Annotated in this window: 22 protein-coding genes and 1 pseudogene; 6 read left to right on the top strand and 17 right to left on the bottom strand. The window is 40.2% G+C overall.

The window, feature by feature from the left end; genetic code table 11:
- The first annotated feature begins 12 nt into the window (after positions 1-12).
- Complete coding sequence (locus E0H79_RS11535) at positions 13-885, top strand: DMT family transporter (RefSeq protein ID WP_131261688.1); 873 nt, start codon at positions 13-15, stop codon at positions 883-885.
- Positions 886-945: 60 nt separating this feature from the next.
- Here E0H79_RS11535 and E0H79_RS11530 read toward each other — a convergent pair whose 3' ends face one another.
- Positions 946-1,731, bottom strand: coding sequence for an AraC family transcriptional regulator (locus tag E0H79_RS11530; protein WP_131261687.1), 786 nt, complete (start codon positions 1,729-1,731; stop codon positions 946-948).
- 56 nt (positions 1,732-1,787) lie between these two features.
- Between E0H79_RS11530 and E0H79_RS11525 the strand changes: the two genes are divergently transcribed.
- Positions 1,788-2,519, top strand: coding sequence for a 4'-phosphopantetheinyl transferase family protein (locus E0H79_RS11525; RefSeq protein WP_131261685.1), 732 nt, complete (start codon positions 1,788-1,790; stop codon positions 2,517-2,519).
- Positions 2,520-2,634: 115 nt separating this feature from the next.
- Here the strand turns inward: E0H79_RS11525 and E0H79_RS11520 are convergent, their stop codons facing one another.
- Genes E0H79_RS11520 through E0H79_RS11500 form a run of 5 tightly spaced genes read right to left on the bottom strand, consistent with a single transcriptional unit; the run spans position 2,635 to position 8,621 of the window.
- On the bottom strand, positions 2,635-4,062 hold the full coding sequence (locus tag E0H79_RS11520) for a hypothetical protein (protein WP_131261683.1): 1,428 nt from the start codon (positions 4,060-4,062) through the stop codon (positions 2,635-2,637).
- Between the two features lie 18 nt (positions 4,063-4,080).
- The gene (locus E0H79_RS11515; RefSeq protein WP_131261682.1) at positions 4,081-5,172 is read right to left on the bottom strand and encodes a TniQ family protein; all 1,092 of its coding nucleotides are present in this window, start codon (positions 5,170-5,172) and stop codon (positions 4,081-4,083) included.
- Positions 5,173-5,191: 19 nt separating this feature from the next.
- Positions 5,192-6,043 carry a TniB family NTP-binding protein gene (locus tag E0H79_RS11510; RefSeq protein ID WP_131261680.1) on the bottom strand — a complete coding sequence of 284 codons (852 nt, stop codon included), beginning with the start codon at positions 6,041-6,043 and terminating at the stop codon, positions 5,192-5,194.
- Positions 6,040-7,929 carry a Mu transposase C-terminal domain-containing protein gene (locus E0H79_RS11505; RefSeq protein WP_131261679.1) on the bottom strand — a complete coding sequence of 630 codons (1,890 nt, stop codon included), beginning with the start codon at positions 7,927-7,929 and terminating at the stop codon, positions 6,040-6,042. The genes E0H79_RS11510 and E0H79_RS11505 overlap by 4 nt, the downstream gene beginning before the upstream one ends.
- Entirely contained in the window at positions 7,926-8,621 is a 696-nt protein-coding gene (locus E0H79_RS11500; protein WP_131261678.1) for a TnsA endonuclease N-terminal domain-containing protein, read from the bottom strand. The genes E0H79_RS11505 and E0H79_RS11500 overlap by 4 nt, the downstream gene beginning before the upstream one ends.
- 114 nt (positions 8,622-8,735) lie before the next feature.
- Between E0H79_RS11500 and E0H79_RS11495 the strand changes: the two are divergent.
- Positions 8,736-9,386 (top strand): annotated as a pseudogene (locus E0H79_RS11495) (ATP-binding protein); the annotation flags it as partial.
- A 154-nt stretch (positions 9,387-9,540) separates the two neighbouring features.
- On the opposite strand, the gene E0H79_RS11490 reads toward E0H79_RS11495, so the two are convergent.
- A complete protein-coding gene (locus tag E0H79_RS11490) occupies positions 9,541-10,293 on the bottom strand; it encodes a TorF family putative porin (RefSeq protein ID WP_131261674.1) in 753 nt (250 codons plus the stop codon).
- 1,128 nt (positions 10,294-11,421) lie between these two features.
- Here E0H79_RS11490 and E0H79_RS11485 point away from each other — a divergent pair.
- Positions 11,422-12,732: an OprD family outer membrane porin gene (locus tag E0H79_RS11485; RefSeq protein WP_096902242.1), complete on the top strand. Its 1,311-nt coding sequence runs from the start codon at positions 11,422-11,424 to the stop codon at positions 12,730-12,732.
- 99 nt (positions 12,733-12,831) lie between these two features.
- On the opposite strand, the gene ppa is transcribed toward E0H79_RS11485, so the two are convergent.
- A complete protein-coding gene (ppa, locus tag E0H79_RS11480) occupies positions 12,832-13,368 on the bottom strand; it encodes an inorganic diphosphatase (RefSeq protein WP_004975651.1) in 537 nt (178 codons plus the stop codon).
- 124 nt (positions 13,369-13,492) lie between these two features.
- Positions 13,493-13,891 (bottom strand): MAPEG family protein, encoded by a 399-nt coding sequence (locus E0H79_RS11475; protein WP_096902243.1) that lies wholly within the window; start codon positions 13,889-13,891, stop codon positions 13,493-13,495.
- Positions 13,892-13,995: 104 nt separating this feature from the next.
- On the opposite strand from E0H79_RS11475, the gene E0H79_RS11470 reads away from it, so the two are divergent.
- The gene (locus E0H79_RS11470) at positions 13,996-14,376 is read left to right on the top strand and encodes a hypothetical protein (protein WP_131261673.1); all 381 of its coding nucleotides are present in this window, start codon (positions 13,996-13,998) and stop codon (positions 14,374-14,376) included.
- A gap of 99 nt (positions 14,377-14,475) precedes the next feature.
- Here E0H79_RS11470 and E0H79_RS11465 read toward each other — a convergent pair whose 3' ends face one another.
- The 7 genes from E0H79_RS11465 to E0H79_RS11435 form a co-directional block, all read right to left on the bottom strand.
- Positions 14,476-16,152 carry an AMP-binding protein gene (locus E0H79_RS11465; protein ID WP_096902244.1) on the bottom strand — a complete coding sequence of 559 codons (1,677 nt, stop codon included), beginning with the start codon at positions 16,150-16,152 and terminating at the stop codon, positions 14,476-14,478.
- Between the two features lie 148 nt (positions 16,153-16,300).
- Positions 16,301-18,520, bottom strand: a complete 2,220-nt coding sequence (gene parC / locus E0H79_RS11460) for a DNA topoisomerase IV subunit A (RefSeq protein ID WP_096902245.1) — start codon at positions 18,518-18,520, stop codon at positions 16,301-16,303.
- 174 nt (positions 18,521-18,694) lie between these two features.
- Positions 18,695-20,014: an MFS transporter gene (locus tag E0H79_RS11455; RefSeq protein ID WP_104852902.1), complete on the bottom strand. Its 1,320-nt coding sequence runs from the start codon at positions 20,012-20,014 to the stop codon at positions 18,695-18,697.
- A gap of 156 nt (positions 20,015-20,170) precedes the next feature.
- Positions 20,171-20,815: a trimeric intracellular cation channel family protein gene (locus E0H79_RS11450; RefSeq protein WP_004975638.1), complete on the bottom strand. Its 645-nt coding sequence runs from the start codon at positions 20,813-20,815 to the stop codon at positions 20,171-20,173.
- Positions 20,816-20,880: 65 nt separating this feature from the next.
- Positions 20,881-21,348, bottom strand: coding sequence for a YchJ family protein (locus tag E0H79_RS11445; RefSeq protein ID WP_131261672.1), 468 nt, complete (start codon positions 21,346-21,348; stop codon positions 20,881-20,883).
- Positions 21,349-21,710: 362 nt separating this feature from the next.
- Positions 21,711-23,294, bottom strand: coding sequence for a TerC family protein (locus E0H79_RS11440; RefSeq protein ID WP_004975629.1), 1,584 nt, complete (start codon positions 23,292-23,294; stop codon positions 21,711-21,713).
- Positions 23,291-23,503 (bottom strand): hypothetical protein, encoded by a 213-nt coding sequence (locus E0H79_RS11435; protein ID WP_165492541.1) that lies wholly within the window; start codon positions 23,501-23,503, stop codon positions 23,291-23,293. The genes E0H79_RS11440 and E0H79_RS11435 overlap by 4 nt, the downstream gene beginning before the upstream one ends.
- Positions 23,504-23,627: 124 nt before the next feature.
- On the opposite strand from E0H79_RS11435, the gene E0H79_RS11430 reads away from it, so the two are divergent.
- A complete protein-coding gene (locus E0H79_RS11430; RefSeq protein ID WP_096902251.1) occupies positions 23,628-24,248 on the top strand; it encodes a TIGR00730 family Rossman fold protein in 621 nt (206 codons plus the stop codon).
- 147 nt (positions 24,249-24,395) lie between these two features.
- Here the strand turns inward: E0H79_RS11430 and E0H79_RS11425 are convergent, their stop codons facing one another.
- Positions 24,396-26,282 carry a choice-of-anchor I family protein gene (locus tag E0H79_RS11425; RefSeq protein WP_131261670.1) on the bottom strand — a complete coding sequence of 629 codons (1,887 nt, stop codon included), beginning with the start codon at positions 26,280-26,282 and terminating at the stop codon, positions 24,396-24,398.
- Positions 26,283-26,302 lie beyond the last annotated feature (20 nt).

The raw sequence follows: 26,302 nt of genomic DNA, 5'->3' as shown, positions 1-26,302 counted from the left end.
AAAGGATAACCGATGAGTACCTTCTGGTATCTAGCTGCCTTAGGTGTCCCCTTTATTTGGGGCATTCAAGCAGTAATGTTGAAATTCGGGATAGGTGAGTTTCCGCCTATCTTTATGGTCTCGTTACGCTTCTTGATAATGTTCATTTTGCTCATACCGTTCCTTAATCGCTTAAAAGGTGATTTTAAGAAAGCTTTACCAATTGGTTTAGCACAAGGCGTTGCACATTTTGCTTTACTCTATATCGGCTTTAAGTTTGTCAGTGTTACAGCTGGCATGATTGTTTATCAAACAAATGCCATATTTACGCTTATGCTTGGTGCAATCGTTCTTAATGAGAGAATGAGCAAACAAGGGCTGGTGGGTATGACTGTTAGTTTGATTGGTGTTGCCCTCATCATCGGCCTACCTCAAGAAAATTCTAGTATTGGTGGTCTATTCTTAATTGCCGCATCTGCATTTATGTTCTCTGTTGGGAATATCTTTGTACGTAAGTTAGGTCCATTCGATCCAGTAGGTCTAAATGCCGGCGTATCATTGATTGCATTCCCTTCACTACTTGCAATCTCATTTATGACTGAACAAGGGCAGTTAGCATCAGTGCAAAATGCATCTTTAGAAGCATGGGGCGCACTTCTTTATACTGCAGTACTGGGTGGCGTAGTTGCATTCATTCTTTGGTATAAATTATTAACAAAATTTAGCGTTGATAAGATTTCACCATACAGTTTATTGATGCCTTTTTTTGCAATGCTCGGAAGCATCGCGATTTTAGGAGAACACGTTTCGATTAGTAATTGGATTGGTGCATTCATTACTGTAGGTGGTATAGCAATTATTCAGTTCGGTCATAAGGTGTTTAGAAAACAGCAGCCTATTAGATAGATCGGTGTAATGATATGGCGGTTAGAGATACTGACAAATTCTACCGCCATTTCGAAATGATCAAATTGTTTTCATTTCGAATTCATTTGGATAACTCACGAATGAACTTGGTGACATACCTACTCGATTTTTAATAAAGGTAATACTGAAAGAGCTTTGGCTATCGTAGCCTACCTCTAAAGCCGCATTTGTTACGGAATAACCACTTGCCATAAGCTCCATACTTTTTAGCAATCGTGAGCGCCGTAACCATTCACCAAAACTCATACCGGTTTCAGCATGAAATTTACGGTTAATTGTTCGAACGGAAACATTCAATACATTTGCTACATCAGCTAACTCCCACGGACGCGCATAACTTTCTGAGATCCTTTCACAAAAGTTCTTAAGTTCTGGTGAAGTCGGTATAGGTACATTGAAGTCTGTAAATTGAAGTAAGCGCAATTCATCAAGTATAAGTTCGCTAATTCGTTCTTCTCTTGATCCTGGGTTGATCTGATCATCAAACTCAGCTGCCGTATTAATCAACTCTCTCAACAAGGGATTTACTTGGAAAATGCCAAGATCATTCGTTAAGTCGGCACGGGCAATTGGATCAATAAAAATTGTACGAACATCAACATTGCCAATAGCTATCAGACTATGCGTAACACCAGCTGGAATTAACAATCCTCTAGATGGAGGGATAACCCAACAACGTCCATTTGCGTATACACGGATAACGCCCTTAATTATGTGTAGCAATTGGATTACCTGATGATTGTGTTCAGGTTCTTCAATTCCATGTGTATAGACATATTTTATCGAGCGTATGGAATTCTGAAGTTGTTTGGTTTGATAAAACATAACTAATTCTGCCAATAATTTAAAAAACTTTGCAAAACGTATATAAAGTTTTAAATATGATAAAAAGTATCCAAAATTTAGACGTATTCAATGGAGTTCTTTCAAATTTCATAAAATTCAAAAAAGTTTATTTTTTGGATGAAAGTAAGAATCTAACCATTATACACTGTGAATTTGATCCCAATTTTTATTCAGATTATCTAGCATTAGAGCTTTTAGGCACCGAATTATTTACAAAAATATATAAAGCTGTAAAAAAAAGAAAAGCTGAGTTTTTAGCTGGACGGGTGCTCTCAAGTTTTATTTTGCGTGAAATGGGATATAGCAATTTGAAAGTAGATATTAGTGCAGATGGAAGTCCCCATTGGCCTTTAAATATAAAAGGCTCAATAAGTCACTCTAATAACTCTGTGATTTGCGCTGTAAGCCCCATTGTTAAACGAATAGGAGTAGATATCGAATATTTACAGCCTACTGTCCCAATTGATCTTATGGAAAATGTGTTAAATCCAGGAGAATATGAATTCATGGCCAGCACCGGCCTCGATCCATCTTATATATTTTCTTTCGTTTTTTCTGCAAAGGAGAGTCTGTTTAAAGCCCTATACCCAGAGGTGAATTACTATTTTGATTTCAATGCCGCAAGAATCATATGGTTAGATCTGAAAACAAAAAGGTTTAAGATAGCCCTAACCCTTGACCTCAATGATATCCATCATAAAAATAGAACTTATGTTGGTAAATTTTCAATCACAGCATCTCATATGATCACAGCAATTTTTGAGTAGAATCTTTTATGATTAATTAATAGATTCTTTTTAGCTAAATTAATGTCCTAATTAACCTGATAAATACTTCTGGAAACTTAAAATTCAGATTTAATTTTATCAAGTTACATTAACGTTACCTAATCCCGTTACACAATAAATTAGGTATCCAATAATACTGATCGCCAAACTTCACTTCAAAGCCATCATTAAGCACACTAAAATTAACACTATCCATATGATTAAAAATAGATTTATCTAAATTGTGGAAATACATCAATCCTAACTTTATCCACTCTAGTTCATCAAAATTTTCCTCTGGAACTTTCATGATAGCTAATAATTGTTTTTCCAGTTTCTTCATATTACTCTTTTTAGTCATTTTTTTATCTAATACCCATGAAGTATCAAGGTTTGTACCATAATTCTTGTTTAAAAAATTAAGAAAGCCAACCGCAGCGGAAGCTTGCCCAGGAGAATTAAATAAGTAATATTTTATATGCCACATAGTTGGTAAATCTAAACGCGATTGGCTAACTAGCAACATTAAAGCAGAAGCAGGTTTCATGGCTAAACGGGCAGAACGTATACTGGTTTTCCCTAAATATATTTTACTTTTTAAAAACTGATAATAATTTTGAAGAATCTGGTCTGAAAGTGGTGAATTAGAGCATGAGTTCGCCAGTTTCCTCAATTGGTCATATTCAGAACAATAACCTTTAGACTGTGTATCTATTTGTAGATGATGGACTGCAACCAACCAACGCATTGGGAGCTCATATTTGCGTAGACCGCTTGTTCTTAATCTGTGTATTAGAGAACCATAATCTGGAATCTGATCCTCCCAAAGATCATTAGTTTTTTCAAAAAACTGAATGTGTTTAACAATTAGCAATGCAGCCTTATGTGGTCCTACCTCATGATCAAGCCAATTCATATATTCTTCAAAGTAACCTTTAACACTTGGATTCACTAATGTATTAACTAGTTCTTTAATCCTATTGCCCAATATTCTTCGCCATGAACATGATTCACAATATTTTCCACATCCAGCAGGAATTTGTTGCTGACAGGTTAAACATTGAAAGGGTGGGCAGTTTAAACACTTTTTACAAAGCATCTTGCCTGACAAAACATCCTGTTCAACCAACCTATATCTTCTACAACTTTGGCATGTCTGGTAATCACGGGTTGCACACTTTGTGCAAACTCTTAAATTATCCTCAAAACGGCTGATACGAGACAAACGTTGTGATGCCACTCCACATCGTTCACAAGCTTGAAACTCTCTAAAATAAACTGAGCAGCTATTACAAACAGATCCTTGTTCCGTTATTTTGCCTACAGGGTAATCAATACGTTGACATCGAATACAGGGGCGATTAGCTTCACATTTTTGGCAAACAGCCAATTGATCAGTTTTGTGCAATCTTGAGCTTTTACCACATGATGGGCAATCTCTTTTTTTAAAAACTCGCACATAGCATTTATGGCAATAGTTACGCTGTTTATAGCGTCGGTGTATCTTTTCAACCGCATTACCACATTCATCACACTGAGACATAGCGTTTCCCTCCAAACACTATCCTGATTTTCTTTTTAATCTCAAAAACTTTCGTATTACAGCCTCCTTACTTTTAGGTTTGCGGGTATCAACTAATGCTCTTTTTGGAGGGTAGTTCCTATAAACCGAGCCCAACTGTTCTTCAATAGGTTTTAATATGGCTGGCACCTGGTTTCTCTTATCCCAAAAAGAAGATCTGTTCATATTTAAAGATTGTGCTGTTTCAATAAATTTTTCTAGGGGAATGATGAGTAATTGATAAATACAGGAAAATAGCCGTTCCCTCTCGATAACTTGAAGTTGGCTAATAACCAATCCATTCGAGATAAGCTCAGAATGGGGTACCTGAATCTTAAGTTGTTCAAGAAAAGCCCATCCTTTTCCATTTGATGAACTAGCTAGAACTTTTCTAATAAATTGTGAAAATAACTTAATCACCGTTAACCAATCATTTAGTGAAATCAAATTATCCTGATAGGTAGCACGGCCTTGTTCCAAGAATTGATCAAAGATTTTTTGGAATGCCAAGGCATGACAATCCATAAAACGTTCATTAACCTCCAATAAGCTTTTTTTACATATTGAACAGCAAGTCATAACCTGATCAGGGGCTTCAAGTCGCCTAGGTTGAATGGCATTATGGCAGTGTGGACATTGATCATGTAAACGCTGATTATGTTTCATACAGCCTGTATGCCAGGCAAAGCGCCAGGGCAAACGGAAATAGGCAACATCATCCTCAGACAAACACTTAGGACAATATTGCCAGCCACCTCGATGCTTGCGGTTTCTTGTACCTAATACCAGATACCATGGATCAAGGGTTCCATTATCCAAGTTATATTTAAATAAGAAATTGCGAAGCGTAGCTGAATCAAATTGGCTTTCATCAATTTTTGTTGTATTGACCAAAGCCCGTAAATGCTCTGAGCTTAAACCTCGATCTACATCTACTGACCAAATTCGCCATTTAGGCCAGAGTAACCCGGTTAGACTTAATGGGTCACAACCACTATCGAGTGCAGCACGTATCAACCATGAAGACAATGCCTCATCTTTCTGTAAAGTCGTGGGGATAAACCATGAATGGACTTCTGTTGTACCTATCATACCTAGTCCTCCACATGGCTTATTTCACACTTTCTAGTAAGCTACGGTCGATAAACTCCTGACCAGAAACAATAGCTTTCTTTGCAGCTTCCCGTAAAATTGTTCGCAGATTACCTAAATTTCCATCAGTAATATCATGTAGATATTTTACTGTTGCTGGCTCAGCCAGTTTGGAAGCCTGTTTGAGTGGAAGAACTTTTTCAAACTTATTTACCATGGCCTGAAAGTCCTTATCTAGTTTCCATAAGGGCAAATTAACCACACGAAAACGGCTTACATGCTGTGGATCAGTACGCAGGACACTAATCGCTTCTTCTGTACCAAACCCAACAATGGGTATCTGTGTTTCATTACACAAATACTTAATTGCATTCATTACTGTTCTTTGCTTAATCGGGCTGCCACATAATAAAGAATTCATTTCGTCGATAATGAGGAGTTTTACCTCGTAAAGTTTAAGACAATGAACCACTTGGTAACGTAGCTTCGCAACAGGGTCTCTTTCTCGAAAGGGAACCCAGAACTTATCAAGAATAGCCATATACAAAGCTTTTTCATCAGGTGAAACAGGTGCCTGCACAACAATTACAGGTTTTACTGCATTATTTTCTGCATTGACATAACCCTCCCCATACAGCTTAAAGAACTGATTAATAATTGAAGTCTTACCATTATTTGGCTTACTCAATACCAGTAAGTTGGGCATACGGCTCCGCTTCGGCAGGGTCAGGAATCCTTTCAATTGGTCTAGTAAGTCATTGGCTGCTGGATACCCAATCCATCGGTCCTCTTCCAGGAAGTAGAGTCTTTCCTCATTAGACTGTTCCACAATAGGGCGAAACTCTTGAAAAACATGTGAATAGTTACTCATGAAATATCCTCATCATTTTCCAGCTCATCGAGAGGCAATAAACCATATACGCTTTCAAGCTGTTGCTCCAAAATCGTACTCTTTTGTTGAGGTTTTTTGCCCTGAATTGACGCAGGGTTAACACTCTGTAGGTGTTGGGTACTGCGCTGATATGATCTGCGAGCCCGTCGAGTTTTAGTGCTTGCTTCCTGAACACGTTCCCGAAGTTTAGCTAGAGCCTGTCCAAGTTCATGATCTTTTAGATATTCGCCAGTTTTCTTTTTTAGTCCCTGAATCTTTTTGTGTTCCCAAATACTAAATGGTGGAATACTTTGATCAGCTAAAGGAACCTTAAAATAATTTTTGATTTCAGGATCAAAGAACCATATCTCACTAATATTTCTTGGATCACGCCTAAAGATAAATTTACGTTTTTCTTTTTGATTATCAGGATCTACGGCATTAATCCAACCTCTTAGCACATCAGCATAATAAGCAAGGCCATCGATTGTTACACCTGTTGTTTGAATCGTCCTTTCAAAACTTGGTAGAAAATCAAGAAAGAAATTATGATCATTTGCAGGCAATCTGGCAGCTCCAGAACCTAACGTGTTTTTATCGCCAAAAATACCCAACTCAAAAGCATGTAGTGGAGAAGTACCTAAAGCGGAGTGCTTTCTTTTATGGTAAACATTACAGATAAAATCAATCAACCAGTCCTCAAACTCGGAGAATGTGAAAACTGCTTCTGTATCTGAGTTGTAGCCTTTTCTTTCAAAAATATTTGAAAAAGTTGTTCCTGGAACTGCATGAATATCGGTTGCAAATGTTCCCATCAAACGTTCAATGTGGCCACCAAAACGTGGTTTTTTAACTGGTCTGTATTCCAGACGAATGTCATGGGCCATACAAGCATTTCTAAAAGTTTCTGAGTGAAACTCAGGTCCATTATCGACATGAATAGTGTTCATAATTCCCCAGACAGACCATTCAGCTTGTATCTTGCGCGAAGCTAACCATTTCTCTTTAGGCAATACTGCTTGAGAAACACTCATTGCAATCGACATAACAGAGGGAGCATCCAATGATAAGTAATAACCTACAACTACCCTCGAATAGACATCAATTGCCAATGTAAGAAAAGGTCGTCCAATAGGACGCCTGTTAAAATCATCAACCAGAATAAGATCAACGGGTGTATGGTCAATCTGTACGACTGCAAGTGGATAATCAGCATGAGGAAATTTCCCTGCGGCAGGTGTGAATTTGTTATCGGCTTTTTCCTTATGCCCCCTCTTACGAAGAGAATCCCTTTGGCTAATTGCAGCAATACGGTTTCTTACTGTATTGGCATGAGGCACATCCAAAATATGGTATTCATGACATAGGCGTTTCACTTCAAGTACAACTTTTTGAATACTGATTCTTTGATTAGTCAGGTATAAATCCTTAATGACTTTTTCAATGATTGCTTCAGCATGCTTATTAATTATCTTTTTGCCTTGGGGCAATCCCTCTTTTCTTGGTCGCAATCCATCAATAGTTCCATATGCCTTATAAATTTTTAACCATCTATATATGGTGGCTGGATTTATATCATTTTCCTGAGCCCGCAACTCTACTTCCTTACGACCACTCACACCTCCCTCAATGAAAGGACGGATGATGTTGAAACGTCTTTCAGCCTCAATCCAGTCTTTATCAGCGATGAGCTCTAGATCTTCATGCTGTTCCACAGCTATTGACGGCCTTAATTCACTGATAGCCGCAATATTTTTCCTACCTGTATTATTGTTTTCAACAAAAACTGATTTCAGGTCAATGACTTCAATAATCGTATGAGGAATTCCTTTTATCTGAACAGGCTCTCCAGCAGCTATTTTGATATTCACACGTCTATCATTCATGACAAACTTCCACTTACCCAGAGTTCAGTAGATGGCTGTAACGGTGCACTTAAATCGCAAACTAGATAACCATGAGCAACTAAATACCAGATTTGACTAATTCCATTTGCTCTATCCCATTTGCCAAGAAAATGTCTGGCTAATAGAGTCTCAAAAGTTACTGCTTCTCGATCTCTCACATAATCCAGTAAGTGTTTTGAATCAGCAGAGGGAAACTCCATCTTTCGGTACTTTTGTAAAAACATGGCATTCGACCATAACTGATCCCGAATACGCCCCTCATGTGCAATATGAAATTTCCAACCCTCTTCTTTGCATACCCTCATGGCAGCACGATATCTAGCTTTCCATAGATGTAAATTAAGTTGCAATTCATCTATAGGTTTTACTTCGACCAGTTTGGGTGCAATAAATGGAAGAAAATCATCATGCTTATAAGTTACGAGATAATCTGGGGTGTAAACTCGTTTCTGTCCATTATCAAAATACTCAATGGTAAAGGGCTGGGATTCAACAGCAAGAACATTAGGGTCAACCTCTAATCGAATAAGGAAATCTCGTTCCAGTGTTGATTCAAAGGCCACTGCGGAATCTTTTTTAAAAGGGTATAAACCAGATACACTAATGCGTGTATTACCAATTTTTCTTCGAGCTGGTACGATGTTAACGGTGTCGCATGATTGATTGTTCATTCTGGGTTCCGTTGCATAGTTCTTTATAAAATTTGTCGCATAGTTCTTTGTGAAATGTGCTCTAAGTCATTGAGCCTAGATCATATTGTCGCATAGTTCTTTGGAAATGACAGAGGCTCATATCCCAAACCCGGTGAAATTACCTTGGCGCATTTAGGCGTTTTATTTTTAGATGAATTACCTGAATTTGATAAAAAAGTGTTAGAAGTGCTGCGCCAACCTTTAGAGTCCAAAGAAATTGTGATCTCCCGCGCTTCTCGGCAAATTACCTTTCCAGCCAACTTTCAACTAATTGCCGCCATGAATCCCTGTCCTTGTGGTTATGCTTTTAATCAGGATGTGCGCTGCCAATGTTCTGCAGAAAGTATTAAACGCTATCAAAACCGTATTTCAGGGCCGTTATTGGATCGTATCGACTTACACATTGATGTACCACCTCTGCAAGCACATGAATTACAGGACACCCGACCAGTGGAAAATTCTGAAACCGTGCGAAGCCGTGTCATTCAAGCATATACACGACAATTGCAACGCCAAGAGTGTTTAAACATGGCGCTCAGTCCCAAACAATTAGAGCAATTTGCACATTTAGATGATACTGCGCAAAATATTTTAGCCATTGCGCAGCAGCGTTTGAACTTATCGGCACGTGCGTATCATCGGGTGTTACGAGTGGCACGCACCATTGCAGATTTAGCCCAAAGTGAACAGATTCAAAGTCCACATTTGAGTGAAGCACTGTCTTATCGTGCCCATGAAGCCTGATTGAAAGTCTAATTAAGAGTTCGATTAAGAATCTGATTAAAAGTCTAAGAGATGAAAATAGCCCATTGCCATGCCTGTACAATGGGCGAGTTGTTTTTATTGTTTTAAGTTTCACTCCTAACTGGAGCTTTTATTTATCGTCGTAGCCGTATCTTTAGAAGGCTTTAGTTAAAGTAAATACAGCTCCTGTTTCAACGCCACGCTTTGCCGCATGCGAAAAACCATCGGTATCAATATCAGTTCCTACAGCAGCCAATTCAGCAGATAAACCTTCAACTGAAGCAAAGTTATAGCTTACACCGACTTTCCAATCTACATAGCTGTCTTTTCCACCGCCAAAATCAAAGTCATCTGCTTGGGTGTAACCTAATCCAGCAACCCCAGAAAAGCCGGGACTTCCAATGGGTGCGGTATAAGTGGCATTGAAATACCAAGCATCGGTGTCACCACCTAAGAAATCATTACTGTAGTTAATGGCTGTTAATAAGCTGGCATCTTTAAACAAAACATCACTAAAACCTAATTTTGCATAAGCTTCGAGCCAGTTTAAATCGCTCTCACTTGGGTAGGCGTAATACCAAAAACCCACATCCAAAATGGGTTTGCTGGCAAAATAATCTAGGCTTGTGGTATAGCCCATATAAGGGTCAAGCTCTAAATGTGCCGTACCACCAAAATCGACATTGGAACCCCACACGCCTGCATACACGCCAGAATCATGGCTGAGAGCAAAACCTGCTTGCACTGCGGGATCATTAAAGGTTTGAGTTAAACCACGATAGCGATAATCACTGGTTAAGGCTGCTGTCCCGCTAAACGACATGCCTGTCGCATTTTCTGCAGCAAAGCTGAGACTTGATGTGGCTGCGAACATCGCCAAAGAAAGTGTTTGAAGTACGAATTTCATTTTAGATTCCCCCTGCATCGGATGAGATGCCTTTGTCTATTTTTTTTGACTCAATGAAGGAATTGCAAACTCTATGCCAACGATGAAATTCAGAACAGCAATTTTACGTTTAAAAGCAATAGATATAAATTTAAACTATTGTTATACATCAATTATTTTTAGTGTGTTTTTTATTTTGATTGGAATGAATTTTGATTTGCATCAATACTCGTCTTATAACCACTGCACTTTAAACATGAATTTACACAGTGCTATGATTATTTTTTGCATCCTTGCATAGCAATAAAGCTAAATCACATACCTAAAAAAGTGCAGTCAAGAATCACAAGCCTATCCTGATCAAAAAATAGAAAGTCATGCCTATCCTCTGTTCATCCTTACGCCATCAACTATCAAAACTCAGTGAACAGACAGAAATCCTGTCCTAAACTGCACTAGATTTCTGCACCAAAATTTGACATCAATATACGACGCGACACTTCAATCTTCACATCAAAAATAATTCAATGACCAAAACGATAGATCAATTTTAATTTTCGCAAGCCAACGACCATATAAAAGTTATGTATAAAATATCTGCTTAAACAGTTCTGTTTTCATCGTAATGCCAAAACTAAACACCGATGTTTCACATGAAATCCGTAATAGCCAAAAGCTATTACTCAAAGCTTAAATAAAATGTAATTTTTATACTCTTAATTCAAATAAAGATTCATAAATTTATTTCCCCACTTATCTCTTGCCCAAAATTCGACTTCATAGATAACCATTTCACAGGAAAAACTTCACCCTATTTTAAAATTTATGCTGTGCCTTATGCGCTTTGATCACACACCAAGCTGTTGAAAAATTGAATAAACTGTATTTTTAATGTACAAGTTGCAGATGCGCTGTATTTGGCTATGTTTCAGTGACTCAGTAAGTTTTAAATATGTTTATGTTTTTACTAAAAAATAAAATATTTATTCAACTTTTGAAAAGTCGATATTTTTAATGACCCCACAGTTTATCGAAAAAATGCTTAACTTTAGTGTCATAAGTGCTTTAAAAGTGATATTTTCGCGCATAAATAGCGATACAATTCGCCTACGTTTCAACTACACATTTACTGCATGAGGCCATCTCCCAATGCTGCAATCTAAAAAATTAACACTTGCGTTGCTGATCAACGCAGCGCTTGTTTCAACTGCATTTGCTAGCGAACAAAGTGAATCTAAAGGCTTTGTAGAAGACGCAAACGGTTCGGTTTTATTCCGTACAGGTTATTTGAATCGTGATAAAAAAGATGGACTAACAAACGACACAAGCTCTGCAGCTCAAACAGCAATTATCAATCTAGATTCTGGCTTTACTAAAGGTATTGTTGGTTTTGGTGCAGGTATCATTGGTGATGCTTCATTCAAACTAGGTGAAAACAAAAATACTGGCAACCAAATGATTCCAGTCCACAACGATGGTTCTGCTTATGACCACTGGGCACGTGGTGGTGCTTATGTAAAAGCACGCGTATCAAATACAACAGCTAAATATGGTACGCAAGTATCTGAAATACCAGTAATTGCAAGCAATACAGCACGCTTAACACCTGAATACTACACTGGTCTTTATATTGAAAGTAACGAAATTAAAGACTTGACGTTAATTGGTGGTAAATTTACTAAAAACCAATGGTCAAATGACATCAGCTCAGACCAACAAGGTTTGGATAGTGCTATTTTCTGGGGTGCAAAATACAAATTTAACGACCAAGTTAATGCCTCTTATTATGGGGTAGATGTTAAAGATAAATTAGAACGCCACTATGCCAATGCAAATTACAACTTTGCTGTACCTAACGATGCAAATGTAACCTTAGATGCTGTGGCTTATAACACACAGTGGGAAGCTGGTGCAGCCACAGGTTCACATACTACAGATAACCTTGCAGACCGTGAAAACACTATTTGGGGAGTTTCGGCAACCTATAATAAAGATGCTCACAATGTAATGCTGGCTTATCAAGATAATGCTGGCAATACAGGTTACGACTATGCATACAATGCAGATGGTCTACAAAGTATTTATGTACCAAATTCATACTTATCTGATTTCAACGGCAATGATGAAAAATCAGTTGGCTTGCAATATAACTACAACTTTAAAAACCACGGTTTACCTGGCTTGAACTGGACAAGTGCATTTGTTTACGGTTGGGATATTGATGTTGCGGATCGCAACAATCGAACTGAAATTATTGATCAAGCTGAAGAACATGAATTTTTCAACCAAGTGAAATACACCGTTCAATCTGGTGCATTTAAAGATGCGAGCTTACGCTTACGCTACTCTTACTTGCGTTCAAGTAGTAGCTACAATAACCAAAAAGTGAATAACAGCGAAGGTATTGGCTCAACTAATGAATGGCGTATCTGGTTAGATATTCCTGTGAAATTATTCTAATTTCTCGGAATAGCCAACCCAATAAAAAACCTGCACATATTCTGTGCAGGTTTTTTATATTTTAGCTTTCATGTGAAAGCTAAATAGACTGCGCGCAAATTATGGATTTGCAGCTTTGTAGCCTTCAATTGAGTTCAATACTTCTTGTTTCGCAACATCAGCACCTTCCCAACCACTTAACTTCACCCATTTGCCTGGCTCTAAGTCTTTATAGTGCTGGAAGAAGTGTTCAATTTGGCTGATCAATAATGGTGGAAGATCCGTATATTCTTGAACATCTTTATAAATTGGGGTTAATTTTTCGTGCGGAACGGCAACCAATTTCGCATCAATACCACCATCATCTTCCATGTTCAATTTACCCACTGGGCGGCAACGAATCACAGAACCTGGCTCTACTGGGTGTGGGGTCACAACCAATACGTCTAGCGGATCACCATCCAATGAAAGTGTATTTGGCACATAACCGTAGTTCGCTGGATAGAACATTGCTGTACCCATGAAACGGTCTACAAATAATGCATCAGAATCTTTGTCAATTTCGTATTTGATTGGCGCTGCATTGGCAGGAATTTCAATGATCACATAGATGTCATTTGGTGCATCTTTACCCGCAGGGATATTGCTGTAGCTCATAGCATCACTCTTAAACAAGTTAAATCTTTTTAAAACCGCGTCAATTATAACGGTTTTCTGTCCTGAATTACTGCGCGATTATACATCTGCAAGGCAAAAATACATATTTTCAGACATGACTTGATCAGGTCAGTTTAATCACCATCAGCAAAATACAAATTGGACAAAGTAAAGACAGCATCCAAACAATTGAACGCAGCGTCGCCCAATTGGCTAAATAACAAATTCCATAAATAATGCGCAGCACAATATAAGCAATACCAAACATCATCACCACCACTTGTGGGATGACCATATATTCCGCCATGAGCACTGCAGCAATAAATAAAGGCAGGCTTTCAAAACTGTTTTGCTGTACGGCGTTAGCACGTGCAGCAAAACCTGTGGTTTTGGCTAAAAATTCACGTGGATTTTGGTTATCTTCACGTTTAAAGCCGCCTGCCATTTTTGCGACAACAGCAAAGACATACGGCAATAAGCAAGCAATTATAATTAGATAAACAATTCCACTTATGCTTTGCATCAATTTTTTCTCATAAACTGTATTGAGAACTTATCATAACATGGCATTTCTTGAATAAATTTTGTTAAATAGCATGTTTTAAGCAATTGTATAAAGGATCCATTATGGTCAGCCCAGATCAAAAGGAAATGTTAGATGTACTTGAAAAGCAGCGCCAACATCAACTGCGAGTGGATCGTGTTTTAAAAATTGTGTTGCCTATTGTGGCATTTTTATTGACGGTAATTTGTGCCAACATGAACGTATGGTCAACTATTTTTAGCTTTGTTGTGCTTTGGGTGGCGTTTTATGCGGTGGGGATTAAGCGTTTACCGTTATGGCACTGGATTATCGTGATTGTGGTGTACTGCTTGATGGATAATATTTTAAGTTATGGCAGTTTTAATCAATCAGGTTTTAGTCGCCAATTTGGTGCGATGTTTATTTTCTTGGGTATTGTGGGTGTTGGGCGTCGTTACTTTGACCGTTGGCTGATGAAAGAGTAATACTTTTGCCTTTATCGAACAAGAAACAATCTATTTTCTATAGCATATAAAAAATGCCCCTGAGTTTTCAGGGGCGTTTTTATTTCAGAGCAGAATGAATTACGCAGTCTTACGCAAATCTTTACGCAAAATTTTACCTACGTTTGATTTTGGCAATTCATCCATAAACTCCACATAACGTGGGCGTTTATAGCCAGTTAAGTTCTCTTTAGCGAATGCTAATACTTCTTCTGTGGTCAATGATGGATCTTTTTTCACCACAAACAGTTTTGGCACTTCACCTGATTTTTCATCTGGTACACCAATTGCAGCCACTTCCAATACTTTCGGATGCTTCGCAATCACTTCTTCAATTTCAGATGGATAAACGTTAAAGCCTGATACCAAAATCATGTCTTTTTTACGGTCTACAATTTTCACATAGCCCCGTGAATCCATAACACCAATGTCACCTGTACGGAAGAAACCATTAATCATCACTTTATCGGTTTCATCTGGACGGTTCCAATAGCCTTTCATGACTTGTGGACCACGGATTGAAATTTCACCTTGCTCACCCAGTGCAACTTCATTGCCATCATCATCCAAAATAGCCACTTCAGTTAATGGTAATGGAATACCGATTGTGCCACTAAATTCTTCAGATGCAGGTGGGTTTGCCGTTGCAACTGGTGAAGTTTCAGACAAGCCATAACCTTCAATAATGTTAGTGCCTGTGACTTTTTTCCATGCTTCAGCAGTTGATGGTAATACGGCCATACCACCGCCCATCGCCATTTTCAATTTGCTGTGATCAAGCTGTTTAAACTCTTCATTGTTCACAAGCGCATTGAATAAAGTATTCACCGCAGGGAAGAAAGTTGGTTGATATTTGCGTAATTCTTTCATCACCGCAGGTAAGTCACGCGGGTTTGGAATTAAGACGTTTGCCTGACCTTTGTACATGCCGTAAAGCGCACACACCATGAATGCAAAGATGTGATACAGCGGCAATGCACAGAAAATACGGTCATCTGGCTGACCATCTTGTGCACCGAATTTACTCTGGAAAATACCATCACATTGCAGCATGTTTGCCACAAGGTTGCGGTGTGTTAATTCTGCACCCTTAGATACACCTGTTGTACCACCCGTGTATTGCAACACAGCCGTATCACTTAAAGTTAAGCTTGGGCGTTTGTAGTTGCTTGGGCTTACTTTAGACATTGCTGCGTTAAATTTAACGTGACCCGGAATGTTCCATGCAGGAATTTGCTTACGCACTGAACGTAAAACAAAATTCACCAACGTGCCTTTTAATGCACCTAGCATATCGCCCACAGAAGCAACAACAACATGCTTCACAGGAGTTTTACCAATAATCGCCTGATAAACGGATGCAAAGTTTTCAATAATGACTAAAACTTCAGAACCAGAGTCATTTAATTGATGCTCTAACTCACGTGAAGTATAAAGTGGGTTCACGTTCACCAATACTAAACCTGCGCGGAACACCCCCAGTGCAACCACAGGATATTGAAGTACGTTCGGCATCATCACCGCAACACGCGAGCCCGGTGCCAAACCTAAACTTTGTAAATAAGTTGCAAATTTACGGCTAGCTTCTTCTAGTTCACTAAAGCTTAAAACCTTATCCATAAAGATAAAGGCATCACGTGAACCAAATTTTTGGAAATTACGTTCAAAAATGTCTACGAGTGACGTATTTTCTGCAGGCAGTTCTACAGTTTCTGGAATCCCTGTCTTTTGGTATTCAGCAAACCAAATCTTTTCCATAATGCCAATTTCTCCAATCAATAATCCTTAGTTTTAAACTGTTTTTCTCAATACAGGACGTCGTTCTTTGCTTGTTTATGTCCCGTATTGCATCCATTTTCACGAATACAAACCATATATAACGTATTTTGCTTAAAAAACGCTAGTATTATCTTTGAATTAACAGTTTATTTGCTTTTTGGTAACCGCGTGGTAAGAGCTGACCTTTCGTGCCGCGCTTCGCCACATACTTCAGCAAATCGTCACCTTTGAGTTTGAGTTGTTGCTGTCCTGCAAATACTTGAATTGCTTCATCTAAACTTAAAGGTAACATAGACACCAACTGATCTTTTTCCTCAAGTTGTATCAATTTATTACCTTTACCTTTATTCAAAATTGGCAATTCTGACAGCTCAATCACCAGTAAACGCCCTGCTGAACTGAGCAGTGCAACATGACTCGCGTGTTCAATCATTTGCAAGTTCATCACTGTCGATTGTTCGGGCAAAGACAGGAATGCTTTACCTGCTTTGGCATTGGTATCTAGCTGTTTGGCCTGTGTTTTAAAGCCGTAACCTTTACTGCTGGCTGCTAAAATTTCAGCTTCATCATCGGCAATCAGCAATTGTTTAAAGCCAACGCCACTGGCAGGGGCAAGTTTTGAACTTAATGGTTCTCCCAAGCCACGTGCCGAAGGCAAGCTATTAATTGGCAACGCATAACTGCGTCCCGTATCATCTAAAATATAAACGCGCTGATTAGACTTGCCTTGCGCATGACTGAGATATTGATCACCCGCACGGAAGTTTAGATTTTCCGCATCGACCTCATGCCCTTTGGCACAACGAATCCAGCCTGCTTCAGACAACACCACCGTTACAGGGTCGGCAGGTAGCATATCTTGTTCATTAATCGCAGTCGCTTCGGCACGCAATACAATTGGTGAACGACGATCATCACCAAACTTTTTCGCGTCTTCTTTCAACTCACTGATAATTAAATTTTTCAATGATTCAGGATTCGCCAATTGTTCACGAATAATGGCAGCGCGTGCTTCTAATTCTTCTTGTTCACGACGAATTTCCATTTCTTCAAGCTTAGCCAAATGACGCAGCTTTAATTCCAAAATGGCTTCAGCCTGAATTTCATCAATACCAAAATGCGCCATCAACTCGGCTTTAGGATGATCTTCTTCACGAATAATCCGAATCACGGTATCAATATCTAAATAGGCAATCAGCAAACCTGCCAAAATGTGCAATCGCTTTTCGATTTTATTGAGATGATATTGCAAACGGCGTGTGACGGTATTTTTTCGAATCTCAATCCATTCCAGCAAAATACGACGAATCGATTTCACCTGCGGACGACCATCTGCGCCAATCATGTTCATATTGACACGATAGCTCGATTCTAAATCGGTCGTGGCAAACAAGTGACTCATCACCGCTTCGGCATCAATACGGTTGGAACGCAGTACAATCACCAAACGGGTTGGGTTTTGATGGTCAGATTCATCACGCACATCGCTCACCAACGGCAGTTTTTTCGCCTGCATTTGATCGGCAATTTGAGTAATGATTTTTGAACCCGAAACCTGATACGGCAATTCGGTAATCACGATTTCATTTTTTTCGATGCTGTACACCGCACGCATACGGTAACTACCGCGACCTGTACTTTGCATTTTCAGCAATTCTTCAGGTGGGGTAATAATTTCAGCTTTGGTCGGTAAATCTGGCGCAGGAATATATTCTGCAACTTTTTCATCGGTTAAATTTGGGTTGCGAATCAGGGCAATTGTGCCTTTCACCACTTCACGCAAGTTATGCGGTGGAATATCGGTGGCCATCCCTACTGCAATACCTGTGGTGCCGTTGAGCAAAATATTTGGTACACGCGCAGGCAAATTGACAGGTTCTTTTAATGAGCCATCAAAGTTATCCTGCCAATCACAGGTGCCTTGCCCCAATTCAGCCAAAAGCACTTCACTATATTGCGATAGTTTGGCTTCGGTATAACGCATGGCGGCAAAGGATTTAGGATCATCGGGTGAACCCCAGTTGCCCTGCCCTTCAATAAATGGATAACGATAACTGAACGGCTGCGCCATCAACACCATGGCTTCATAACAAGCAGAATCACCATGCGGATGGTATTTACCCAATACATCCCCCACGGTACGGGCCGATTTTTTCGGTTTGCCACTGTGCTTGAGCCCAAGCTCACTCATGGCGTACACAATACGGCGCTGTACAGGTTTCAAACCATCGCTGATATGGGGTAATGCACGATCCATAATCACGTACATGGCATAGTTAAGGTATGCACGTTCAGTAAATTCTGCTACGGAACGGTTTTCTGTTGCATGATGCGCAAGGCTTGTCATAAAACCTGTCGTCCTAAATCATTTGTTTTTGTATCAATCGGCTTATGCTATGCCGCAGCAGCATCCTGCACAAGGGCTAGTAAGGATGCTCTGCGACAATTTGTGTCTTATGCCGTAAAAATATTCATTTTATAAAAAACAGCAATGCAAAATATACGATGGCTGGTGGTTATTTTACAAACCTATCGACTCTAAAGTTCTGCCTTTGGTTTCTTCACCCAACACCACAATCACCAAAGCAACGGCCAATAAAACCGCTGTAAACATCATAAAGACATAACTAAAGCCATTTTGCATGACCATCATGTGTGTGACCACCATTGGGGCGATAATACCGCCCATACGCCCAATCGCCGAGGCCCAACCTGAACCAAAAGCACGAATATTGGTTGGATATTGTTCAGGAGTATAAGTGTATAGCACACCCCATGCGCCCAAGTTGAAGAACGACATCAAACAACCCCAGAACATGATCATCGCTACACTGTCGGCCTGACCAAAGAAATAAGCCGATACGGCACACATGCCAATAAAACCAGCTAGTGTGGCTTTGCGCCCTAATTTTTCGACCAGCCAAGCAGCTGCAATATAACCGGGTAATTGCGCCAAAATCATGCCCAACACATATTCAAATGACTGTACGATGCTGTAGCCTTGCTGCACCAACAGACTAGGCAACCAAGTGAAAATGCCATAATAGGAATAGACAATGCCAAACCAAATCAGCCACAGCATTAAACTACGGCGTGCAAATGGCCCCGACCACAGTTGGGTAAAAGAGATATGCTGTTTAGCGGCAACAGGCTGAACTTCAATCTGTTCAATGACTTCTACCCCACATTGACGCTCAAACTTTTGTACCAGTGCATGTGCTTCGGCAATACGACCACGATTGATCAGATATGGGATAGATTCAGGGACTTTTTTCCAGATAACCAAGGCATATAAGGCAGGCAAACCACCGATTAAAAATGCTGTATGCCAATCAAATTTTGGAATCACAAAATAAGAAACCAATGCCGCACATAACCACCCCAAGCCCCAAAAACTTTCCAGCAATACAATAAAGCGCCCACGCACATGCGCAGGAATGTATTCACTGACCAACGTCACCGCTACGGGAAGCTGCCCGCCCAAACCTAAACCGACAATAAAGCGAAAGACCAGTAACCAAGTTAAATTCGGTGCAAAGGCACAAGCGGCAGTAGCTAGACTGTAAATCACCAAGGTGGTGGCAAATACAGTTTTACGTCCAATTTTATCGGCCAGACCACCTGAAAAGACTGCCCCAATGGCCATTCCGACAAAACCAATCGACACCACCATGCCTTTTTCGGCAGGGGTCATGCTCCAGTCTTCTGCCATTTTTGCCAAAATAAAGGAGATCAGTCCTGTATCCATGGCATCAAACATCCAGCCCAGACCAATCACCACCAGTAGGCTATAGTGGAATTTTCCAATGGGTAGACGTTGCACACGCGAAACTAAATCCATAACACACTCTTTAAGTTGGCTAAAAGGATATGGGCTAAAACACAACTGCTGTTGTATTTTTATACTATGAATTGACAGGATGTGGATAGCATTAAAAAACCGATCTGGTGATCGGTTCGCTTCTATTTAGATATTCAATACAATTCTTATAACCAATTAGGTTTCATCTTTAGAGGATGCTGAATGTTCATCATCGTCCTGATAAATAAATTTAGGCATTTCTAAGCCAAAATAAATCGCAATCAAACGCAAAGTAAAACCAAAAACAAGTGTTGAGATCACGGTCAATTCAAGCGACAAACCGATTTCGATACACAACCAATAGCAAATCACGGACACAAAAGAAATACTGGCATATAGCTCACGGCGGAACACTAAAGGCACATCGTTACACAGAATATCACGCAGAATCCCACCTGACACACCTGTTAAGACGCCTGCAACGGCAGACACCACAAAGCCATGCCCCATTTCCAAAGCAATTTGACAACCAATAATAGTGAAGCCAATTAAGCCTAAAGCATCGAGCACCAAGAAAATGGAACGTAAATGACGCATCCATTTGGCAATTAAAATGGTGATAAAAGCTGCAATACAGGTCAGCACCAAATATTCAGGATGCTTGACCCAAGTCAGTGGATAATGCCCTAATAACACATCTCGCACCGAACCACCACCCAATGCGGTGACACAGGCAATTAAGGTGACACCAAACCAATCCATGCTACGACGCCCTGCAGACAATGCGCCTGTCATCGCTTCTGCGGTAATCGCGATTAAGTAAATGACCAACAACAACATGGACTTGCCCTTCTTTCACTAGGCCAATAGATGCGCGTTATAATAAGCGAAAAACCAAGATAAAGTTATAAAAATTGCGCACAACATTGCTTAAATTTTTTACCCGAACCACAAATACACGGCTGTTTCATAGTCGGCTGTTGCCCTGTGGTCGGATCTAGAAAATACCAACGGGCCTGATGTTGCACAAAATGGGAAATTTCATGGTGAATTTGCGTCTGCTTGGCATCGTGGTAATGGGCTTTAAATTCAACTTGGGCATGGCTTTTATCTAGCTTTTCATTGCTATTCAGCACTTCGAGCTTTAACCATTGATTCGACTTGCTCCAATCTGCAATTGCATCAACATCCAGACTTGCCTGTTGTCCTAGCGCAGTGGTTTGCACAATATAATCAATTTGTTGTAAGGCAAAAGCACTATAGCGTGAACGCATGAGTTGGCTTGCAGTTTCTGCATGTGCCTGCCCCACGTGTAAAGGTTGGCAGCAGTGTTGATAATCGCCCTGCCCGCACGGACATGCCAAGTGATTCATAAAAAATTCCAAAAATTCAAATCAATAATAGGGTCTGTTGACGATTCGTCTATGTTTGCGACAACGCATTTTTTTAGCTGATATAAGGCATGAGGCAGGAAATTTAGTCATTCTAAATGACTGACTCATAACGCAATAGCAGCAAAAAATATGCTCGTCCTGAAAGGCTGGGGCTAAAACTTTCTCAGATTGCGTTATGAAACTTGGCAATAGACCCACTATTCCCTGCGTTTCATGCCTGATCTGCTCAGTTTTAGCCTACAGCGCAAGCCATTTATGCAATGTCAACAGACCCAAAACAGCCTGACAATGCAGGCTATTTTAGCGGAAGCACAAGACTGAAATACAGTTTGGCACTCAGTTTATGATGCGCTTGAAGATTCCTGCTGAATCAAATGCACTTTTTCAATTTTATGTCCATCCATGGTCACAATTTCAAAAACATAACCATCGGAAAGCAGCTTTTCACCGTTTTCAGGCAAACGTCCCAAATGGAATAAAATATAGCCAGATAAAGTTGAATATTGCTCGCTTTCATCCACCAAATCACGCCCCAACAATAAAGATACGTGGCGAATGTCGATGGAACCATCTAGCAATAATGTGCCATCTTCCAAACTTTCAGCACTGGCTTCGAGAGCATCTTCATCAGGGAATTCGCCTGCAATTGCTTCCAGAATATCAATAGGTGTGGCAACGCCTTCAATCGAGCCATATTCATTCAGCACAATCGCCATTTGCAGCGGTGCTTGACGCAATTGCTCCATCACCATCAAAACTTGGGCATTTTCATGCACAATCACGGGTTCACGCAAATGTGTTTCAAAGTCCAGTACACCTGTTTCAATGTATTGATTCATGACTTTATGGGTTAAGACAATGCCTGAGATATTGTCCAGTTCACCACGTGCCACAATCACTCGTGAATGGGTCATACTTAATAATTGGCTGCGAATTGAGGCATCATCTTCGTCTAAATCAATCCATTCCAGTTCAGGACGTGGCGTCATCACCGATTTTACAGGACGCTCAGATAAGCCCAACACTCCTTGTACCATCACGCTGTGATAGACGCCATTTTCAGCATCAAAGACTTCATCAGCAAAGGCGCGGGTAGCCAAAACATCTTCGTTGATATGACTGCTTTCTGTCGTATTTTGACTTTTGCCACCTAACATCCGCATCACAGCCGAAGCAGTACGGTAGCGTAAATCGGTGGTGGTCACGGTTTTTTCCTGATTTCTGCGGATGGTTTGGTTCAGGAATTCAATCATCACCGAGAAGCCGATGGCGGCATATAAATAGCCTTTTGGAATGTGATAGCCAAAGCCTTCCACCACCAATGAGAAACCAATCATCATCAGGAAGCACAGGCATAGAATCACCACGGTAGGATGCTTATTGACAAAGTCCATGAGCGCTTTAGAGGCCCACAACATAATGCCAATGGCGATAATCACCGCAATCATCATGACCGATAAATGCTGCACCATGCCCACAGCGGTAATCACGCTGTCGAGTGAGAACACCGCATCTAGCACCACAATCTGCACAATCACCATCCAGAAAGTCGCGTGCACAGGGTTTTCTTCTTTTAGTGCTGGTTTGCCTTCAATGCGTTCGCGCAGTTCCATGGTGCCTTTAAACAACAGGAACACACCACCAAACAGTAAAATCAGGTCACGTCCAGAGAAAGGATGTTCAAAAATATGAAACAGTGGTTGGGTCAGAGTGACGACCCACGCGATAGAGGCGAGTAAAATCAGGCGCATCCCCAAGGCGAGAAGCAAGCCCACCACCCGTGCCGTATTGCGTTGTTCTGGCGGTAACTTTTCTGCCAAAATGGCAATAAACACCAAGTTATCAATGCCTAATACAATTTCGAGTACGATCAGGGTCAATAACCCAACCCACGCAGCGGGGTCAGACATCCATTCAAAGATCATGCGCTCTTCTCCTGAATATCATGGGTCAAACGTGCCACACGGCGATGACACTGAAAAGATAAGTTTGCTTGCTCTGGTTGGCACAGCATGTAATTTAAAAATATTCGTTCGGTGCGACTACTGCCACTGTCCATGACGATTCTATAGTTGTCAGACAAGCTTTGAGTATAGGAAAGTTTGCGCTCAGATTCATCCCCTTTTTGCGACATCATCCACGCCAATGCAGCACTTTCACAAATCTTTGCAAATTGAACACTGCATACTGACGGGTTTGTCATATTTGAGTACTAAGCTAGAGCCAACAAAAAGAACATGCTATGGTGAAGAAAATAAATGAATAGCGAATTAAGAATGACCCAATATATCAATAATCCATCTCCTCAAACCTCTCAACCTTTAGTGGCACTGTACTGTGGTTCGCGCTCTGGCAATAACCCGATTTATCAGGAAAAAGCAGTACAACTGGCAAGAAAACTAGCCGAGCAAGGCTTTGGTATGGTCTACGGCGGCGCGAGTATTGGATTAATGGGTTTGGTTGCTGACACCGTTGTGCAACATGGTGGGCAAGCGGTGGGAGTAATTCCTGAATTTATGCTGGATTATGAAATTGCCCACAGTAATTTAACCGAATTACACGTAGTAAAAAGCATGCATGAGCGTAAGGCGATGATGGCAGATCGTGCCAGTGCCTTTGTGGCGTTACCAGGTGGCTTGGGTACTTTTGAAGAAATTTTGGAAATTGCCACTTGGGGGCAATTGAATCAGCACCAAAAACCGATGATTTTATATAATGTGAATGGCTTTTATGATGCTCTGATTCAGCAATTAGATCATGCGGTACACGAAGGTTTTTTACCACCACAGCACCGCGCTAAACTGATCGTGTGTAACCACTCCCACAAAATTATTAATGCCTTAAAGAATTTGGATTCTCCACGTCATTTTGTAGGTTGAACTTCTTTAGGTGCATGAAATAGCAATAAAAGTGAAAGCGAGTCGGTGACTCGCTTTTTTAATGCGCTGTTTTAAACTGGTTTTACAGCATAAAAAAGAGAGCACCGTAGTGCCCCCCTTTAATAGATTTCTAATTTTGCAATGCTGTTAGTTGAGTTTGATTTGGTACACAGCAGTAGTTCCGCTGACTTCATTACCTACAACCAACAGTGGCTTGCCGTTAGGCGAGTCTTTGGCTGCAATAAAGATCAAACCTTCGGGGCCGAGATTTGAATTTTCAACGGTAACCTCATTACCTTCTGCATCGAAAGATGTACGGGTTTCACCAAACTTACGATCATTAAAATACTCAACAAAAGATGCTTGTGTCGGCTGGGTAATGTCATACACCATAATGCCACCCATACGCTCCAACCCAATAAAGGCAAAAGTTTTTTGACCAATTTTACCTAAAGCAATGCCTTCAGGCTCAGGGCCTTTATTGTCACTACGATCATCTATACTTAATTTTTCATGATTGGTATTAAAGTATTCTGGAAATAATTCAGCAGCTTTACGTTCAAAGTCATTTTTTGAGTCCCAAACAATTTTTTTGGTTTTAGGATCTACAATACTGAACGAGCGGCCACCATAAGCATATAGTTTGTCATAGGTCATGAAACCATCGCTGTCTAGCACAGGCTCACCATTTGTATCTTTCTTGTAACCTTGCGTCCAAGTAATCGTCAAACGACCCAATTGTGAATCTTTAATTAAATTATCTGCACAAACTTCATTGGCATCTGTAGTGGTACATGCTTTAAATACGTTTGAATCAAGCTTTGCGCCTTTAACCCCTGACTTTAATAGACGTAAATGCGCTGCATAATCGCCATTGGTACTGAAGCCTTTATTATTGAATAAGTGTTTAACACGAATTTCTTCTGCATAACCCTGAGTTATTTCATCCGTACCAAAATATAAGTCTTCATCAACCAACCATTCACGCGCATCGCCTTCATTGGCAGTGACCAAGTAGCTTTGTCCATTGGCTTGATATTGCGCAATTGCATCTGGCATATACATGCCGTATAAGCCTGGCCAAGCTTGAATATTAATCATCCCCTCATTTTTAGCACAGGCTGTAATCGTTTTACCGTTATAGTCTTGTTTACCAACAACACAATCACGATCACCAGCATCTAAAGCATTTGCAGCTAAGCCAAAGTCTTTATAGCCCAAGGGGAAAATATCGACCACTTGGTCTTGAATCAAATCAATCACAGCAATAGCATTGTTTTCTTGTAGACTTGCCCAAGCAGTTTTACCATCGTCACTCACCGCAATATATTCAGGCTCTAAATCTTGTGCGACAGTCGCATTTGGCCCAAAAATACGCACGCCCGCATCAAGCAATTCCTGCTTACGTGTATTCCATGCCTGAAAATCTGCAGTTTTTACAGTAGGCTTGTTGATGTCAGTTAGATTAATAATACTGATTGAACCTTCTGGATCAATCTTATAACCTTCATTTGGCTCACCTTCATTGGCAACCAAGACTTTTTTGCCATCTGGAGTAAAAGTCAACATATCAGGCAATGCACCGACTTCAACTTTGCTGATAAAGCTCAGGTCTTTGGCTTTAAAAAATGCCACGATGCCTTTATCAGTTTTAGGTGTTGCCTGAACAGCTAAAGCGACAATACCTTGATGTACCGCAACACTATTGACTTCAGAATTCGCCAAATGAGTCTTGGCATCCAAGCTGTTCAGCTTAACAGGTGCACTTGGGTTGCTTAAATCCAGTACATCGACCACGCCATTTTTCGCATTGACTACAAATAAACGTTTGCTTTCAGCATCATAAGCAGGAATTTCCGCAGCACTCGCACCAAAAACTTGTGCATCGTATTCCCCTAAACGCTCCAAACTAATTGTTGTAGGTGTTGCTTCAACAACTTCTTCTTTTACAGGAATAGGATCATTATTATCATTACAGCCCACCATCCCCACAGACAATAAAGCCAACATTAATGCAGAAATTTTCGTTTTCATAAATTACTCATCATTTTTCT

Origin of the sequence: Acinetobacter sp. ANC 5045 (assembly GCF_004331005.1) — a bacterium.
GTDB classification, from domain to species: Bacteria; Pseudomonadota; Gammaproteobacteria; order Pseudomonadales; family Moraxellaceae; genus Acinetobacter; species Acinetobacter towneri.
Note: the sequence above shows the minus strand (reverse complement) of the source record. Positions and strands in the feature narration are given on the sequence as shown.